Consider the following 17,386-nt stretch of genomic DNA (forward strand, 5'->3'; position numbering starts at 1 on the left):
AGTGGATAACAAAAGAGATTTATAATGAAAAATTTATGTGAATTTGATTATTTATCACCCGATAAGGATATTGAATCATTAAAGCGTTCCATTGTTTATAAACTTATGTTTATCGTTGGTACGTCGCCAAAATATGCAACACCAACAGATTGGTTAAATGCAACCTCTTACGCTATTAGAGACCGTTTAGTAGAGCGTTGGTTAAAATCGACCAAAGCAGAGCTTTCACCGAAAGTAAAACAAGTTTATTACATTTCGATGGAGTTTCTCATGGGGCGTTTTTTGACAAACGCCATGCTCTCTTTAGGTGTTTATCACGAAGTCAAAGAGGCATTAAAAGAGTTAGGTCTTGATCTTGAAAAACAAATCGAACTCGAGCCCGATCCAGGTTTAGGTAATGGGGGTTTAGGTCGATTGGCTGCATGCTTCCTTGATTCTTGTGCCACACTAGGTTATCCCGTTACAGGTTATGGTATTCGTTATGAATACGGAATGTTCCGCCAACAAATTAAAAATGGCGAACAACATGAAGTTGCGGATAACTGGCTTGAAAAAGGTAATCCTTGGGAATTCCCTCGTCATGATCTGCAATTTGAAGTGGATTTTGGCGGACGTTTGCAACAAGAAGGTGAGAAAAATTATTGGGTCGATACCTTTAATGTTATGGCACAACCTTATGATTCTATTGTTCCTGGTTATAACACCCAAGCGACAGATACCATTCGTTTGTGGTCAGCCAAATCAAATGTTGCGTTTAACTTAGGTAAATTTAATAAAGGTGAATATCTAGAAGCAACAGAAGCAAAAGATCGCTCTGAAAATATCTCTCGTATTCTCTATCCTGATGATTCAACAATGTCAGGTAAAATGTTGCGTTTACAGCAAGAATATTTCTTAGTGAGTGCTTCTGTTCAAGATATTTTGCAACGTCATTATCATCTGCATCAACGCTTTGATAATTTAAAAGATTTTATTGCAATTCATCTTAATGATACTCACCCTGTTCTTGCTATTCCTGAGTTAATGCGTCAGCTGATTGATAATCATGGATTTAGCTGGGATGAGGCATGGGAACAAACTATTCATATATTCTCATACACCAACCATACATTAATGGGTGAAGCATTAGAGACTTGGCCTGTTGACATGCTAGGCCGTTCGCTTCCTCGCCATTTACAAATCATTTTCCAAATCAATGATAAATTCTTGAAACAAGTTAGAGCACAATTCCCTAACGATAACGATTTATTGCGTCGTGTTTCTATTATTGATGAAGAGAATGGCCGTAATGTTCGTATGGCATGGTTAGCGGTTATTATTAGTCATCAGGTTAATGGTGTTTCTGAACTTCATAGCCAACTAATGGTGCAATCTTTATTTGCTGATTTTGCGATGATCTATCCTAAGAAATTCTGCAATATTACCAATGGGATCACACCACGTCGTTGGTTGGCATTAGCAAACCCTTCTCTCTCTAAAGTAATTGATAGCCATATTGGTACAAACTGGCGAACTAATTTAGAGCAATTGGGTGAATTAATGCCATTGGTAAAAGATAAAAATTTCTTGCACCAATTAAAAGATTCAAAACGTATCAATAAACAAAATCTTGCTCAGATCATTAAGGAAAATTTAAATATTGATATTAATCCTGATGCACTGTTTGATGTACAAATCAAACGTATTCATGAATATAAACGTCAACTCCTGAATATGTTAGGCATTATCACTCGTTATAATCGCATTTTAGAAAATCCAGAGAAAAACTGGGTACCTCGCGTATTTATTTTTGGCGGTAAGGCTGCATCAGCCTATTATAATGCGAAGAAAATTATCAATCTTATCAACGATATTGCAAGTAAGATTAATAATGACGAGCGTATTAAAGATAAACTAAAAGTGATCTTTATTCCTAATTACGGCGTAAGTTTAGCGCAACATATTATCCCTGCGGCAGATTTATCTGAACAAATATCATTAGCAGGAACAGAAGCTTCTGGTACAGGAAATATGAAATTTGCCCTAAATGGTGCATTAACCATCGGTACACTTGATGGCGCGAATATTGAAATTGGCGAACATGTTGGTTTCGATAATATGTTTATCTTTGGCCACAATGCACAAGAAGTGGCGGAATTAAGACAACGTTATTCCCCTCGTCGTTATTACGATGAAGATATTGAGTTACACACTGTGCTTAATCAAATCGCTAATGGTTTCTTTAACCCAACGGATCCTGATAAGTACAAATCAATTTTCGATAGCTTAATTGAATTTGGCGATCATTATCAGGTATTAGCCGATTATCGTAGTTATGTTGATACTCAAGATAGTGTTGATGTTCTCTATCAAGATGAAGATGCTTGGTTGAGAAAATCTGCGTTAAATATCTGCCAAATGGGTTATTTTTCTGCGGATCGTGCGGTAACAGAATATATGCAACGAATTTGGAAAGCTTCTGCGATTACATTGTAAAAACTAAGCTAAACTTCTAAGGACAGAACAGTAACCGCGCTTTATTGCGCGGTTTTTGCTTTTATCGTTTAAGACAAAATTCTTTTTATTTTTAGCATTAGCACCATTAATGGCGATTTATACAGCGTGGAAAATAACACGTTGTTCTTATTAAATCTTATACTTAATATTATAAAAAAGTAGTGATATGTTTTTACCTGTTTCTTATTAGATTTATTTGTTTTATTTATGAAAGATTTTATCATTTATTCTGTCAAAATTTCCTTTAATGACAAAAGGAGTTTTTATGAAAAACATTTCCAATAGCTTTGTAATTAAAAAGAAAAATACAGGAGCTTTTTTTAATGACTATAATTTAAAAGGTTATATGAAACTTTTTAATAATATTAAAGATATTAAAAACACCCCTTTAAAAGACATATCTTGTGGTTGTAATGGAAAAAAGGTTAGTGTAAATATTGCAGAAATTAGTCGTGAATTACTATCAAAAATACTAAAACTTTATACACCCACCAAAATATCCTCTTACAAAATTAATACCGAAAACAGAGAAAAATCAATAAAATTATTAAATAAAGCTTATGGAAAAATAGATGGATATATTTCAGACTGGTGGGAAAATGAAATAAAAATTTTTCCTTCTTCAAGAATTAATCGAGAAATTGACAATCTATATCATGATGAAAAATTTATTATGAACAAAGAGACTAAAAAAATTTTATTTTTTTTAATTTCTAAAAAATTTAATCTAGATTTAGATAATAATGCGGCTCAAAGCACGATAATCCAACATTTACAAGATATCCCTGAAGTTGTAAAAGCAATAGATGAATTAGGAATTGCTAATGATTCATATTCAAAATATGAAACTTATTGTTTAATAGCTGAATATATTTACAATATTTTATCAGAAAATAAAGTTGATTTTTCTAAAATAAAAGATGCAGTGAAAGAAATCGCTGAACGAAATTTAGTTACTCCTGAAGATAAATTAGCTTCTCCTTATTCTACGCGTACTCTTATTTTTTTATAAAAAAGTAAACTATTGATCTAATGATAGACATTATGTATAACCAGATGTACATTTTATCTAACTTAAGTGAAATAGGAAAACACAATGACCTCACATCTTATCCAACAAAATATTGAAGCACTCTCTTTACCTGGTGGGCATTACTCTCATGTCGTGACTGCAAACAATATGTCGTTTATTTCAGGGTTATTACCCTTAGATAAACAAGGTAAACCTTTAGCAGACAAACCTGTTGAAGTACAAATCACACAAGTCCTTGAAAATTTACAAGCTTGCCTTATCGGAATAAATGCAAAGAAAACCGATATTGCTCAAGTTAAAGTCTATGTGACAGATATTAATGAATGGCCTATCGTAAATGAGTTATATGCAAAATGGATTGGCGAGCATAGACCAGCAAGATTAGTGGCGGGTATAAAAGAGCTACATTTTGGGAGTAAAATTGAAATTGAAGCTGTTGTTATTAAGGAATAATCTTATGAATAAGTTACTTGCTCCCACTTATAAAGATGTTACTGAAGCTCATCAACGCATTCTGCCATATCTTAATAAAACACCGGTTTTAACCTCTCGCACTATTAATGAGCTAACAGGGGCGCAATTTTATTTTAAATGTGAAAACTTTCAGCGAATGGGTGCATTTAAATTTCGTGGTGCGATGAATGCGTTATCTCAATTTACCGCAGAACAACGTAAAAATGGTGTCGTGACTTTCTCATCAGGCAACCATGCACAAGCTATAGCTTTATCGGCAAAGCTATTAGGTATTTCTGCAACAATTATCATGCCTGAAGATGCACCAAAGGCAAAAATGGAAGCCACAAAAGGCTATCGTGGTCGCGTGATCACCTATAACCGTTATACAGAAGATCGTGAAGAAATTGGGCAACAACTGGCACAAAAGGAAGGCCTAACATTAATTCCACCTTACGATCATCCTCATATTATTGCTGGACAAGGTACTGCTGCAAAAGAGCTGTTTGATGAAGTGGGTGCATTAGATATGCTATTTGTTCCATTAGGTGGTGGTGGCTTACTTTCTGGCTCTTTATTATCAACCAAAGCTCTCTCACCAGATTGTAAAATATTTGGCGTGGAGCCTTTAGCCGGAAATGACGGACAACAATCATTACGCAAAGGCGAAATCATTCATATTGATACACCGAAAACAATTGCAGACGGTGCGCAAACTCAGCACTTAGGCAATTATACTTTTGAGATTATTCGTAACCATGTGAACGATATTTTAACGGCAACAGATGAAGAATTAATTTTGGCTATGCAGTTTTACGCTCAGCGAATGAAAATAATTGTAGAGCCAACTGGCTGTTTAAGTTTAGCGGCTGCTCGTCAATTTGGAGATAAGTTAAAAGGAAAAAAAATTGGTATTATTATCAGCGGTGGCAATGTCGATATCGCGCAATATGGTCTATTTTTAGCGCAATAAACTTGCATGTTCTAATATGAAAAAAAGCAGTATAGAAAAACCTATACTGCTTAAAAACACCAACATACAACCAATCAACTAAAATAACGGGGGCGTTTGTTTAACAAATTTTAATTAAGTGAAAAAGTGATACCTGCTTCTTTACATAATTGAGTCAGATTTTCTTTTAATTGTTGATTTTCTTCAGGCAATAAATCGAGTTGTGGCAAACGCATATGACCACCTTCTAAACCACGCATGGTTAATGCCGATTTAAATATTGCCATATTCGCGCCAGACTTAAGTGCATCACTAAATTTCACACAAAATTGTTGCCACTGTTTCGCTTCTTGGTAATTACCTGCGATATAAGCTTTATACATATTTACAAAAGGCTCAGGGAATACGCAAGCACAACCAGAAACCGTACCGTCACAGCCCGCATCTAATAAACCTAGGAATAATTTATCGTAGCCATGAAGGACGGAAAAATTATCGGCTACAGCAAGGTAGCTTAATGTTGTATTGTTATCAGCAAAACTGTATTTAATACCAATTACATTTTTACACTGTTGTTGTACTTTTGCCACTAATTCAGGTTTTATATTATTTGCCGCACATTGCGGAATGTTATACAGATAAACAGGAAAATTATCCGGCACACTATTTGCCACTGTCACAAAATAGTTTTCTAATTCTCTGTCTGTCACACCAAAAAATTGTGGCGTCACCACACCAATACCATCGGCACCAATTTCAACTGCGTGTTTGGCTAATTCAATGGTTTCAGTTAATGTCATTGCACCAACATGAATAAAGACAGGTAAACGCTTATTCGCTGTTTCAACAACGGTTTTCGCAACATTTTTACGTTCTAATGCAGATAAACGCAACATCTCACCCGTTGTACCACAAGGATAAAGGCAATCAACGCCCTTGGTTACTAGCATTTCAGTTAATGCAGATAACGCTTTAATATCTACTTGATCGTTCGAATCAAACGGAGTAACCATTGCCACTGTAACGCCAAATAATTTTTTCATATAAAGACCTTTATTAAATCAGATTGCTTCAACAATAACTTTAATTGCCAACATACCCGGATCATCTAAACCAATAGATTTTTCTGGGAACATACGGGCTCGACCTAATAAATTAGGTTTTTGGCGAAATTCATTAAGCGTACTATCGACGCTTTGTAAGGCTGCTGCTTTTAAATTATCGATAGCTAAAGTTGGTTTTAGCGCTTCAGATAAATGGTAAAGAATATCGAGTACGGATTTTTGCCCTAACTCCCCTTTTCCCCTTGCCATCATGCTTTGGTATGCAATAGTTAATAGCGATGAAATGTCGGAGGACGATATTTCTTGAAGTTGGTTTTCTTTGCAGTATTTGGCCATTGCCATAAAAGCGGTTGCTTGCAATGTACCAAAAGAAGAAGCACAGGCTTTTTGTAATGATTTACTGCATTGGAAAAGTGCTTTGCTTAGATCTTCAGGCCAATCTTGTGAATCATCTGCAATTTGTCGCCAGCCTTTTTGCATGGTGATCCCTAAATCCCCATCACCTAGACGACTATCTGCTTCACATAGCATTGATTGAGATTGCTCGCAAGCAATAGCGATACGGATCACCGCTTGTTTGAGCATATCAAGCGTAATATTCATCGCTATACCCTCCAGAATGCACAATGAGCCGGTGCATTCATCAAGGCTTCTAGCTCATCATCCAATTTGCATAATGTTAAACTTGCACCGGTCATTTCCATGGATGTGGCATAACGTCCAACTAACGGATGCACAATTGTTGCACCTGTTTTATCAATCAGCTGTGCAATTTTGTTGTACAGAATATAAAGCTCTTCTAATGGTGTTGCGCCTAAAGAGTTAACTAATACAGAGACTTTATCTCCTGTTTTTAATGATAATTCTGTCTGTAAGCGATCAAACATCTCTTGTGCAATATCATCTGCGTTGCGTAATTTATCACGCCAAATTCCCGGTTCACCGTGAATACCCATCCCCATTTCCATTTCATCGTCACCAATTTCAAAAGTAGGATGTCCTACTGCGGGTAAGGTGCAAGATGTCAGCGCACAACCAATGGTTCGAGTATTTTCCATGGTTTTTTGAGCAACACGCGTGACTTCATCAAGTGTTGCACCTTCTTCGGCTTTGGCGCCCGCCATTTTAAAACCATAGATCATTCCAGCAACACCACGGCGTTTGTGCGCTTCTTCTGGTTTTGCTGAAGCCACATCGTCAGTAGCTAAAACGGTTGTACAACGAATATCATCTTCAAAATCGACAGTTTCGGTCGCCATATCAAAATTCATGATATCGCCACCATAATTGCCATAAAGTAACAATACACCTAAGCCACTGTTTGCTTCACGAATGGCATCTGCCATTAAATCGGCTGAAGGTGAAGCAAAAACATCGCCTACGGCGGCTGCATCTAATAAGCCCTCACCGACATATCCTGTAAATACAGGTAAGTGACCCGACCCGCCACCCGTTACAATACCCACTTTGGGCTTATTGGCTTTTTTCGAACGAGTAATCAATCTTGGCTGTGGTTGACGATAAATACCACCATGAGCAAGGCATAAGCCTGCTAATGTTTCATCGACATAATTTTCTGGCTTATTTAATATTTTTTTCATGTGATCACCCGATATTTTTATTTATCTGCTGATTTTTATCATCTTAAAAAAATCATTTCGTTTATTTAAGATGAGTTTTCCCTGATACTTAAAAAGCATCTCTATTTAAATAATTGTTTATAAATAAACGAGGCTTTATTTAGCTTTAAACGCACCTCTAATTTGCATAATAACAATGAATAAAAACACACTGGCTAATATCATCGAAATAGGTCTATTAACAAAATTAATAAAATCACCATCTGACTTCATTAATGATGAAAGTAAATTCTTTTCTAACATTGGTCCTAAAATCATGCCCAAAATAATGGGTGATATTGGGAATTTTCGTTCTTGAAGGAAATAGCCGATAACACCCATTACTAACATAACAACAATAGAAGACATCGTATTAGTAATTGCGTAAGAGCCTACGAGACTAAATAAGATAATTGCTGGATAAATAATTGCATTATCAATAGCAACGATCTTCTTCAATAAATTGACAACAATAAAAGCAATCGGTAATAAAATTAAATTAGCAATAAAGAAAATAATAAAGACAGCATACAATTTATCTGGGTTGAATAAAAATAGTGTTGGTCCTGGTTGCATATCTTTCATATACAAGACACCGATAATAATTGCAGCAGCAGAATCGCCCGGAATACCAAATACTAAAGATGGGATCCAACTTCCCGCTAAACTTGCATTATTACTTGCTGAAGCATCAACAATACCTTCTTCAGAACCATGACCATATTTTTCTGGGTTTTTAGAGAGTTTCTTTGAAACGGCATAAGAGATCCATGCCGCAATATCGGCACCCGCACCGGGTAAAGCACCAATTAATGTTCCTATTATTCCGCTACGAAAAATGCCGCCTTTACGCTGGCGAACAACACCACCAATCCCTTTAAAAATATTGTAAGAATTATTTTCAGCATTCACTTCACTTAGCGTGATTTGCTTTTCTTTCCAACGCTCAACGTAATATTTAATTGCACCGGAAATTGCAAATAATCCTATCATTGCTGGAATAAAACTTACACCTTGCATTAAAGAGACTTCACCGAAAGTAAAGCGTGCTTGCCCTGTAAATTCATCATAACCAATGGTGGATAATGCAATACCAAAGAACAGTGCTAATAAGCTTTTTCTAATATGTGAACCTGAAACAATAGTTGCACAGCTAAGCCCAATTAAAGACAACCACATATATTCATAAGAACTAAATTTTAAAGCAAACTCAGCTAAAACTGGCGCTGTTGACGCTAATATAATTGTACCAATAACGCCACCAATCACAGAGCTTGTTAACGACATACCTAATACACGGTTGGTTTTACCTTCTTTAACTAAGCTGTGTGCATCATTGGTATAAGCCGCTGATGCAGGCGTACCCGGGATATTTAATAAAGCACCAGGAATATCACCTGCAAATATAGAAGACGCGCCAACAGAAATCATTAAGGCTAATGCAGGAATGGGATCAAGAAAAAAAGTAAATGGCACCATTAATGCGATAGCCATTGTTGATGTTAATCCAGGAATTGCACCAACAAATAAGCCAAATAAACAAGCACCAATAACGACAAGTATTGTTGTGTAATCAATATAAGCAAGGGCGCTAATTAATATATCCATACTGTTGTTCTCTATTTATGAAAATAGCTGAGGTAGCGGTACTAACAGTACAGCGGTAAATAAGTAATACACACCTAACACCACACTGGCTGAAATAATAAAACTGTATATAGGTTTTGTTGTTGCATACTTTATCATTAACGGTGCGGTAATAATTAATCCTGTTAAAATAAAACCTAGATAATCTGATACAAAAACATAAAAAAGAATAATTCCAATAATTAATAAAACAAATTTTATTTCATGCCATGAAACTAATGGAATATCACTTTCTTGATTGCGTGAAAATATATCTATTAATGAAAATATAATCATGCCACCGCCAATAATAGAAGGCATAAATGCGGCGCCATATTCACTAAAATCACCTAATGAATACGCACTATAAACAATAAGAAATAAACCAAAGCAGCAAAATATTAGCGATAGAATATGACGATTTAGCATAGGCATAAAAACGGCTGTTGTTCAGCCGTTTCCTCAGTTATTTCTTTATAATTTCACCAAACTTTTTATCTTCATTGGCCATAAATTGAGTGGCATCATCTCCATATAGCTCGATCACTTCAAATCCTTGTTTATTTGCAAACTCGGCTAATTCACCAGATGCATACACTTTTTTCATTGCAGCCGTGAGTTTATCTTGCACTTCTTTATCTAGCCCTTTTGGCGCAACTAGCATATTCCATGCTTGCAAATCCCAGTTATAAGGTGTGGCTTCTTTAAATAATGGTACATCAGGATAAAAAGCCGATTTCTCATTTGACATAATTGCCATATGCTTCACTAATCCTGCCTTTACCATACTGTCTGCCTCACCTAATGAAGAGGTCACAATATCAACACCACCAGAAGCAAGCTCTTGTAATGCAGCACTTGCACCTTGAGATGGGATAAAGCGAATGGCGTTATCAGGCAATCCTGCGGCACGCAACATACCAATAGTATTGAGATGCCAGATTGAATTTAACCCACTGCCAGATGCTTTTAATTTACCCGGATTTGCTTTTGCGTAATCAATAATTTCCTGTGCATTTTTAAATGGTGAAGATTTCCCAACCTGTAATCCACCATAAATAACGGCAAGACGTGTAATCGGTGTGTAATCTTGATAAGTTAAATTTGTCATTCCTTGATGATGCATCATGGTAATTTCAACCGTTGCAATACCTAATGTGTAACCATCGGGTTTTGCATTTTTAATGGCATCATGACCTACAACACCACTACCTCCAGTTTTATTTACCACATTAACGGTCACGCCTAATTCTTCTTGTAGCCCTTTAGCCGCTAGGCGTGCAACAGTATCAGTATTACCTCCCGCAGCCCAAGGAACAATAATAGTAATCGGCTTTTCTGGATATTGAGCAAAAGCTGGAAGTGTAAAAATGGAACTGCATAGGGTAAATGCCAGAAGTGTTTTTTTCATTATATGCACCTTTTCTCATTGCAGATTATTTGTGGTCGAATATCTTCGAGCCTTGATTTAAGGCGAGCCTGAACCTGAGAAAGTACAGGCATTGCTGTTACGCCTTTTTGTTCTATAAATGCAGAGAGGAAAGCACTGGCAAATAATACACTCTCATGCATTGTGCCTCCTGCCGCTATTTTTGAAGCAAATGCGCCATTAAAAGCATCCGTGGCTGCCATCGTATCCACTCGTAACGATGGCATAGGGGGAATATGAAAAGTGGCGCGTCCGTCAAAATAGACCACACCAAGCTCATCCATATAGATAATGACTTTCTTATTTTCATCACCTGAAATAACGTTAATCGCTTGTGTTGCGTCTTTAATATCGTTTATTTCAATGTCAGCCCAGTGTGATGCTTGATTTGCATTTAACGTAATAAAATCAAGAGTGGAATAAAGTTGCTTTAAATCTTCGCTATAAGGTGCAACATTAAGTACGATAATTTTATTAACAGACTTTGCAAACATCGCTGCTTTAATATTGGCTTCTATATTAATTTCACCTTGGAGCAATAACACATCTGCCTCACTTACATAAGGCAAAGAAATATCAATCTCCTGCTCAGAGAATGTATTGTTCGCACCTAAATAAGTCGCTGTAATATTGTTTTGTGTTTTATCTGCTAAATAACTAATTGAACTGCCTGTTGGCTCTATTTCTGTTTGAAAAATAGTGAAAGAATCAATTCCACTTTCTTGTAAATATTTATATGCATATTTACTAAAATGATCTTCACCAACTTTTGTTATTAAATGCACTTTCGCATCAGAAAAACTGGCAGCCATTGCCTGATTTGTTCCTTTACCACCAGGACCTATCGAATTGCTTTTAGAGTTAATTAACTCTCCGACTTTTGGAAAAGAATCGACATTGGCAATAATATCTACCACAAATGACCCAAGTACACAGACTTTGCCTTCTGGCTTTCTATCTTTACGTTCTCTCACGATTAATAAATCGTGCAATAAACATGAAATATCAAAACTATCACTAAATTTACTTATTTTTTTAATTTCTTGTTTCCCTAGTATGGCGCCACCATGACAACGTTTGATCAACCCTTCTCCTTCGAGGTATTTCAAATCACTGCGAATAGTTTCCAATGTGACACTGAATTTTTCCGCAAGCTGAGCCACTTTAACTTTCTTTTGTTCTCTGATGATGGTGTAAATTTCCTGTCGCCGTTCTTCTGAAAACATATAAAGTGCCTCCGTATCATTGATAACGAGAATAAGGAGATTAGGTCAGTGATTCTGCGATGGTATTCAAAACAAAAAACCAAAAACAGAAGCAAAACCAAATCAAAGCAATTTAGATCACATTTTTTTAACACAACATCAATTGGCATACGTTAAAAATGAGAGGTGAAACGAGTCGAATAATGAATGGAGATTTAGAAAAGAGAGGTAGAATCAGCCGTTCAAGAACGGCTGATAAAATAATAACTTAGATTATTACAGATGTGATAGTTTTAAAATGTAAATATCATGTTAAATAAAATCACCTTGGTATTTAGTTTAACAAGGCATTAAGCAGATAAAAGCCCACTAATGTCAGCAACACGACCACTAAGGTATTACGTATTTTAAGCGCTAATCCTACACATAATAAGGTTCCCCAAAGATAAGGATTATCTAGAATACCTTTAAATTCGCCTTTTTCTAACAGCACAATGGGTGCACAAATTGCAGTTAATAAACAAGGTGCAGAATATCCTAATGCCTGTCTGATCACAGACGGTAATTTGACGGGGATCGCCGGTTCAAGAAAGAAATAACGCAACATAAAAATGACGAGTGCCAAAATTAATAATAACGACCATGTCATTTTTGTTCTCCTCTGGCTCTAGCAACACAAACAGCAATAAACATGCCTGTTAATCCACCAATCACTACGCCACCTTCTATATTCAACCAGCTGAAAATAATAGATAGGCAAAAAGAGACAATAACGCCTACTAATGTACTAAATGTTTTTATTAACGGAATAACAATTGCCAATAACGTGGCAACAATAGAAAAATCAAGATGATAACGAGATAAATCAGAAACTTGGCTTGCCATAATAATACCAACAATACTAACGGCAACCCACGCTAAATAAAAACATAATCCCGCACCTATCATATAAGCGGGTGTGAGTTTTACTTTAGGTTGTGCCGAAACAGCAAAAAGTTCATCCGTTAATAAAAAACCTATTGTAATGCGTTGATACCATTTTAAATGGGCAACATGAGGACGTAAGGTTAGTCCGTATAAAAGATGCTGAGCTGTAATAAAAAAGACAGAAACAATAATGGTCAGCATTCCCGCACCAGAAACCACTAATCCTAATGTCACCAATTGCGCCGCCCCTGCAAATATAATTGCAGACATTCCGACACTTTGTGCAAAGGTTAATCCTGCATCAACGGCCATTGATCCCGCTAATAGTCCCCAAGGAATAACCGCAAGGCATAAAGGTAAAACATGCAAAGCACCAAGGCCAAAAGCACGCATTACTTGCCTATCTTCATTATTATTTTTGATTTTTTCCATTTACCTGTCTTCACTTTTAATACATTAATTCTATAGAGAATAATTATCAGTCAGTAAAGATAAATGATATTGCATAAAATTGCTCAATCTTATTTATGTCGTTGGTGTATTTTTGCTGGAACAAAAATTTGGTGAGTTTCTAAATTTGCTTGGTTAATTAATCCCATAATGAGTCGAAAGCAGTGAGAGGCTAATTCAGGATTATTTTGTGCAATAGTATCTATTGGTATCGATAATGAATCATAAAGATAGTGATCATCAAAACCCGCTAAATAAACATCATCTTGCATGATTTTATTTTGGCTTAAATACCGTAATACACCCTCTAGCAAACCGCAGGCTGAAGTAAAAACAAACTTGGGTGGACGACCTAAAGACGCACATAAAGAGCCGAACATTTCATAGCCTGAACTTGGATGATAGTGCCCGTGAATGATCCACTCTGTTTTCAAATTAATATTGGCTTGAGAAAGCCCTTGCGTAAAACCTAAAAGGCGATCTTTTGTGGGTGAAATCGTTGATTGTCCACCTAAAAAGTAAAATTCATCAATGCCTTTTGTTGAAGCAATCTCCGCAATAAGTTGTTGTGTCGTGGTAGTTGAATCTGTGACAACAAAAGGTAATGTTGTACCGTTAAAATAACGGTCAAATAACACAACGGGAATTTGTTTACTTAAGCGCTGATATTCAAAATCATTTTGTAAACAAGAAGCCACAATCAAACCGTCGATTTGTCGTGATAACAAATGTTCTATTGCAAGAGTCTCTTGAGCCGCATTTTCATCCGTACAGGAAATAAGTAGCTGAATACCCGCTTCTCTACATAATATTTCTAGTTCATAAGCCACTGAGGCAAATCCGTAGTTAGTAATATCAGGAATAACCAATCCCAATGCATAACTGCGATTATCACGTAAAGAGCGAGCATGAATGTTAGGTTGATACTGATATTGTTGGGCAATAGAGGTAATACGCGCAATGGTGTCATCAGCAACACGCATCTCTTTACCTCGGCCATTCAATACCAAACTAGCTGTTGTTTTTGATACACCTGCTAGTTTTGCAATATCTGTAATAGTCGTACGCTTTTGTTTTTTCACTATTATTTTACTTAAGGCTGCATTTGCTGAATTTAAATTAATTTATTGTTTATCTAATCTTATTTAACTAAACAATGCATCATTTAATTGCCAAGTTGTTAGCTTTATTGTGTTTTTACCCGAAAAATTAATGATCTGTTTTGCTGAAGGGAAAAAACGACTACTCATCACACCCAAACCATGATTAAAGAAAATCTCCACGCTCGAACTGTCACATAATATTTGAAGATGTTTTATATCACCAGACCAGAAACGTGATTGCCATTCACCATTTTTAACACTACGACGTTTTAATATTGCTTGATTATTCTCAATGGTTAATTCAAGTGAATCAGAGAATTGAATTAAGAGAGAGTCTATTAATTCCACCTCTAATTCAACACAAAACCCGTTAATTTCAGGCGCATCATCTGCAATGCCTTGCCAATATTGTACATTTTGTCTGAGTTGCTGTAATTCTTTTACGGGTTGCTGATAAAGTTGCCCTTCGCTTATTTGTAATTCACGAGGACAGGTCATTTGATGTATCCAGCCATTAGCAATGGTCGGTTGATACATTTCCTCTCCATCAGGAACCCCCATCCAACCAAATAATAAACGCCTACCATTAACTTGTGTGGTTTGCGGCGCATAAAACTCAAAACCTGCATCAAGTTCGATTAAATCACCATGTTGAAACTGCAATGTTGAATAATCAAAACTGCCCATTAAATAAGCACTAGAGTGCGAATTTAAAAATCGATATTGCTCTTTTTTTATTCCTTGAGGACAGGTTAATAAAATAAAGTGTCCACTAAGTTCAAAGAGATCTGGGCATTCCCACATATAACCCACATCATCTAATCCACCTAAATGACTTCCTGCTAACTCGCCTATTAATTGCCATTGATATAAGTGAGATGCGCGATAAAGTAAAACCTTACCCTGTTTATCTAACGTTTGCGCCCCTAACACCATGTACCATTTATCGTTGTGTTGCCAAATTTTAGGATCACGAACATGTCCGCTATAACCTTCAGGAAGCCCTAAAACAGGCCCTAACTTATCAAAACCACCTTGCTGGTTTTCAACTGCTAAACACTGCCATGCAGTGCGAGAGCCATCATCAAATTTTACATTTCCGGTATAACAAAGCGTTAATTGTCCTTGATTGATCACAGCACTGCCAGAATAACAGCCATCTTTGTCATAAAATTCATCAGGCAATAAAGCAATAGGTTGATGTTGCCAAGTAATAAGATCCTTTGAACGCCAATGCCCCCAACATTTATTTTTATGCTCACAAGGCAGAGGCGCCCATTGATAGAAAAGATGATAATACTTACCATCAAAACAAAACCCATTGGGATCATTTAATAACCCAGTTATTGGCGCTAAATGCCAACGCGGATAGTATTTATCTTTTGCAGCTTTAGCACTATTACGCATAACCGCTTGTAAAATTGCAGATAATCCTTCGCTTTTTGTCATTTATGCAGACTCCACTTTATATTTCAGTAAAAGAGAAAGAACAAAAGCTGTTAAGAATGCGATCACTAAACCAATAACATAATTAATAATTGAACCCGCTTGTACAATCGCAATACCCGGAATAGCGGTAAGACCAACAGCGGTCATATAAACGTGAGAGCCAACAACCCAAGCGCCTCCAGCAGCACCTCCAATTAGTGCAGCAATAAAAGGTTTACCATAACGCAAATTAATCCCGAAAATTGCCGCTTCTGTAATACCTAACATCGCGGAGAAACCCGATGGGATCGTAATAGCTTTAATTTTCGCATCGTTGGTTTTAAACCAAACGGCAATACAGGCTCCTCCTTGTGCAATATTAGCCATCGCCCAAATAGGTAATAAGAAATTTACGCCAATATTCGGATTCCCTAATAATCCAGCTTCGACTGCATGGAAACTATGGTGTATTCCTGTAATAACAATAACAGAATAAAGACCACCAAAAATAAGCCCTGCAATCCAACCTGCCTGCGTAATTAACGTACTTAGTATTAATGAAATACCATCACCTAAAAGACGACCGACAGGTCCAATCACTAATAACGCAACAAAGCCTGAAATAATAACGGTTAAAAATGGCGTGATAATTAAATCAAGTGCATTAGGAACAACTTTACGTAATTGTTTTTCCAGTACACTCATAAACCAAACTGCCAGTAATACTGGGAAAACAGTTCCTTGATAGCCAATCATGGCGACTTCTAACCCAAAAAAATTCATGGTATTAAATCCAGCCGCAACCCCCCACGCGTTAGTTAAGGCTGGATGCGTTAAAATTCCGCCTAATGTCGCGCCAAGATAAGGATTTCCGCCAAATTCTTTTGCAGCAGTAAAACCAATAAGAATGGGCAAAATAATAAAAGCCGCGGAGCTACACATATCAAGCATGATATAGAGTGCATTATCGGGACTTACCCACTGGTTAGTTTTCATTAATCCCAGCAATCCCATTAATAAGCCTGACGCTACAATGGCAGGAATAATAGGGACAAAGATATTAGAAAGCAGTCTAGCTATTCGTTGAAATGGATTGAGCTTTTTAGCCGCAATATTTGCAGCCTCAGATTTACTAGATTCACCAATACCTGCGGCAGCAATAAATGCAGCATGTACTTTATTAACTAACCCTGTGCCGAAAATGACCTGAATTTGCCCAGCGTTACTAAAACACCCTTTTACACCCTCTAATTTATTTATTGCCTCTTTATCTGCTTTTGAGTCATCAACAAGAACAAGTCTTAAGCGCGTAGCGCAATGTGCTGCACTTGCGATATTTTCAGCACCACCTAATAAAGGCACAAGCTGGTGAGCAACTTTTTCAATATTCATCATAGCCTCTGTCATTCTTTTTTATTTATGTAGCGAGTATTTAGTTTAATTGAAAACTAAAACGGTTTAGCTAACAATTGGATTAAATAAAAATCAATTCAAGATAGCAATAAAAACTCAGGTAAAGGTCGTTTAATTGTGATCTTAATTACAAAAAAGCACGTTTATTAATCATGTTTTGACTCTTTTAAATAATTAAAAACAACGAA

16 protein-coding genes are annotated in these 17,386 nt (G+C 36.4%); 4 read left to right on the top strand and 12 right to left on the bottom strand.

The window, feature by feature from the left end; genetic code table 11:
* The first annotated feature begins 24 nt into the window (after positions 1-24).
* The 4 genes from glgP to JEP36_RS04230 all read left to right on the top strand — a co-directional run bounded on the left by glgP (position 25) and on the right by JEP36_RS04230 (position 4,955).
* The gene (gene glgP / locus JEP36_RS04215) at positions 25-2,475 is read left to right on the top strand and encodes a glycogen/starch/alpha-glucan family phosphorylase (RefSeq protein WP_102086699.1); all 2,451 of its coding nucleotides are present in this window, start codon (positions 25-27) and stop codon (positions 2,473-2,475) included.
* A gap of 286 nt (positions 2,476-2,761) precedes the next feature.
* Positions 2,762-3,508, top strand: coding sequence for a hypothetical protein (locus tag JEP36_RS04220; RefSeq protein ID WP_102086698.1), 747 nt, complete (start codon positions 2,762-2,764; stop codon positions 3,506-3,508).
* 84 nt (positions 3,509-3,592) lie between these two features.
* On the top strand, positions 3,593-3,982 hold the full coding sequence (locus JEP36_RS04225; protein ID WP_102086697.1) for a RidA family protein: 390 nt from the start codon (positions 3,593-3,595) through the stop codon (positions 3,980-3,982).
* Positions 3,983-3,986: 4 nt separating this feature from the next.
* A complete protein-coding gene (locus tag JEP36_RS04230) occupies positions 3,987-4,955 on the top strand; it encodes a threo-3-hydroxy-L-aspartate ammonia-lyase (protein WP_102086696.1) in 969 nt (322 codons plus the stop codon).
* A gap of 110 nt (positions 4,956-5,065) precedes the next feature.
* Here the strand turns inward: JEP36_RS04230 and JEP36_RS04235 are convergent, their stop codons facing one another.
* The 12 genes from JEP36_RS04235 to JEP36_RS04290 form a co-directional block, all read right to left on the bottom strand.
* Positions 5,066-5,977, bottom strand: a complete 912-nt coding sequence (locus JEP36_RS04235; RefSeq protein WP_102086695.1) for a dihydrodipicolinate synthase family protein — start codon at positions 5,975-5,977, stop codon at positions 5,066-5,068.
* 18 nt (positions 5,978-5,995) lie between these two features.
* Positions 5,996-6,601, bottom strand: coding sequence for a DAK2 domain-containing protein (locus JEP36_RS04240; RefSeq protein WP_232805407.1), 606 nt, complete (start codon positions 6,599-6,601; stop codon positions 5,996-5,998).
* A 2-nt stretch (positions 6,602-6,603) separates the two neighbouring features.
* Positions 6,604-7,599 carry a dihydroxyacetone kinase subunit DhaK gene (locus JEP36_RS04245; protein WP_102086694.1) on the bottom strand — a complete coding sequence of 332 codons (996 nt, stop codon included), beginning with the start codon at positions 7,597-7,599 and terminating at the stop codon, positions 6,604-6,606.
* 135 nt (positions 7,600-7,734) lie between these two features.
* Positions 7,735-9,225 (bottom strand): tripartite tricarboxylate transporter permease, encoded by a 1,491-nt coding sequence (locus JEP36_RS04250; RefSeq protein ID WP_102086693.1) that lies wholly within the window; start codon positions 9,223-9,225, stop codon positions 7,735-7,737.
* Between the two features lie 15 nt (positions 9,226-9,240).
* The gene (locus JEP36_RS04255) at positions 9,241-9,678 is read right to left on the bottom strand and encodes a tripartite tricarboxylate transporter TctB family protein (protein WP_102086692.1); all 438 of its coding nucleotides are present in this window, start codon (positions 9,676-9,678) and stop codon (positions 9,241-9,243) included.
* Between the two features lie 31 nt (positions 9,679-9,709).
* The gene (locus JEP36_RS04260; protein WP_102086691.1) at positions 9,710-10,654 is read right to left on the bottom strand and encodes a tripartite tricarboxylate transporter substrate binding protein; all 945 of its coding nucleotides are present in this window, start codon (positions 10,652-10,654) and stop codon (positions 9,710-9,712) included.
* On the bottom strand, positions 10,654-11,898 hold the full coding sequence (locus JEP36_RS04265; protein WP_102086690.1) for a PfkB family carbohydrate kinase: 1,245 nt from the start codon (positions 11,896-11,898) through the stop codon (positions 10,654-10,656). The genes JEP36_RS04260 and JEP36_RS04265 overlap by 1 nt, the downstream gene beginning before the upstream one ends.
* A 313-nt stretch (positions 11,899-12,211) precedes the next feature.
* A complete protein-coding gene (locus tag JEP36_RS04270; protein ID WP_075673103.1) occupies positions 12,212-12,526 on the bottom strand; it encodes an AzlD domain-containing protein in 315 nt (104 codons plus the stop codon).
* The gene (locus JEP36_RS04275; protein ID WP_232805408.1) at positions 12,523-13,236 is read right to left on the bottom strand and encodes an AzlC family ABC transporter permease; all 714 of its coding nucleotides are present in this window, start codon (positions 13,234-13,236) and stop codon (positions 12,523-12,525) included. Before JEP36_RS04275 ends, JEP36_RS04270 begins: the two co-directional genes overlap by 4 nt.
* Before the next feature lie 89 nt (positions 13,237-13,325).
* Positions 13,326-14,336, bottom strand: a complete 1,011-nt coding sequence (locus tag JEP36_RS04280; RefSeq protein WP_102086689.1) for a substrate-binding domain-containing protein — start codon at positions 14,334-14,336, stop codon at positions 13,326-13,328.
* A gap of 63 nt (positions 14,337-14,399) precedes the next feature.
* Positions 14,400-15,806: a sucrose-6-phosphate hydrolase gene (locus tag JEP36_RS04285; RefSeq protein ID WP_198629893.1), complete on the bottom strand. Its 1,407-nt coding sequence runs from the start codon at positions 15,804-15,806 to the stop codon at positions 14,400-14,402.
* The gene (locus JEP36_RS04290) at positions 15,807-17,177 is read right to left on the bottom strand and encodes a sucrose-specific PTS transporter subunit IIBC (RefSeq protein ID WP_102086687.1); all 1,371 of its coding nucleotides are present in this window, start codon (positions 17,175-17,177) and stop codon (positions 15,807-15,809) included.
* Positions 17,178-17,386 lie beyond the last annotated feature (209 nt).

The organism is Proteus sp. PR00208 (genome assembly GCF_016238545.1).
Taxonomy (GTDB): domain Bacteria; phylum Pseudomonadota; class Gammaproteobacteria; order Enterobacterales; family Enterobacteriaceae; genus Proteus.

What these genes read in the sequence shown, in the direction of transcription:
- glgP (WP_102086699.1), top strand. Translation starts at nt 25, where the DNA reads ATGAAAAATTTATGTGAATTTGATTATTTATCACCCGATAAGGATATT.
- JEP36_RS04220 (WP_102086698.1), top strand. Translation starts at nt 2,762, where the DNA reads ATGAAAAACATTTCCAATAGCTTTGTAATTAAAAAGAAAAATACAGGA.
- JEP36_RS04225 (WP_102086697.1), top strand. Translation starts at nt 3,593, where the DNA reads ATGACCTCACATCTTATCCAACAAAATATTGAAGCACTCTCTTTACCT.
- JEP36_RS04230 (WP_102086696.1), top strand. Translation starts at nt 3,987, where the DNA reads ATGAATAAGTTACTTGCTCCCACTTATAAAGATGTTACTGAAGCTCAT.
- JEP36_RS04235 (WP_102086695.1), bottom strand. Translation starts at nt 5,977, where the DNA reads ATGAAAAAATTATTTGGCGTTACAGTGGCAATGGTTACTCCGTTTGAT.
- JEP36_RS04240 (WP_232805407.1), bottom strand. Translation starts at nt 6,601, where the DNA reads ATGAATATTACGCTTGATATGCTCAAACAAGCGGTGATCCGTATCGCT.
- JEP36_RS04245 (WP_102086694.1), bottom strand. Translation starts at nt 7,599, where the DNA reads ATGAAAAAAATATTAAATAAGCCAGAAAATTATGTCGATGAAACATTA.
- JEP36_RS04250 (WP_102086693.1), bottom strand. Translation starts at nt 9,225, where the DNA reads ATGGATATATTAATTAGCGCCCTTGCTTATATTGATTACACAACAATA.
- JEP36_RS04255 (WP_102086692.1), bottom strand. Translation starts at nt 9,678, where the DNA reads ATGCCTATGCTAAATCGTCATATTCTATCGCTAATATTTTGCTGCTTT.
- JEP36_RS04260 (WP_102086691.1), bottom strand. Translation starts at nt 10,654, where the DNA reads ATGAAAAAAACACTTCTGGCATTTACCCTATGCAGTTCCATTTTTACA.
- JEP36_RS04265 (WP_102086690.1), bottom strand. Translation starts at nt 11,898, where the DNA reads ATGTTTTCAGAAGAACGGCGACAGGAAATTTACACCATCATCAGAGAA.
- JEP36_RS04270 (WP_075673103.1), bottom strand. Translation starts at nt 12,526, where the DNA reads ATGACATGGTCGTTATTATTAATTTTGGCACTCGTCATTTTTATGTTG.
- JEP36_RS04275 (WP_232805408.1), bottom strand. Translation starts at nt 13,236, where the DNA reads ATGGAAAAAATCAAAAATAATAATGAAGATAGGCAAGTAATGCGTGCT.
- JEP36_RS04285 (WP_198629893.1), bottom strand. Translation starts at nt 15,806, where the DNA reads ATGACAAAAAGCGAAGGATTATCTGCAATTTTACAAGCGGTTATGCGT.
- JEP36_RS04290 (WP_102086687.1), bottom strand. Translation starts at nt 17,177, where the DNA reads ATGAATATTGAAAAAGTTGCTCACCAGCTTGTGCCTTTATTAGGTGGT.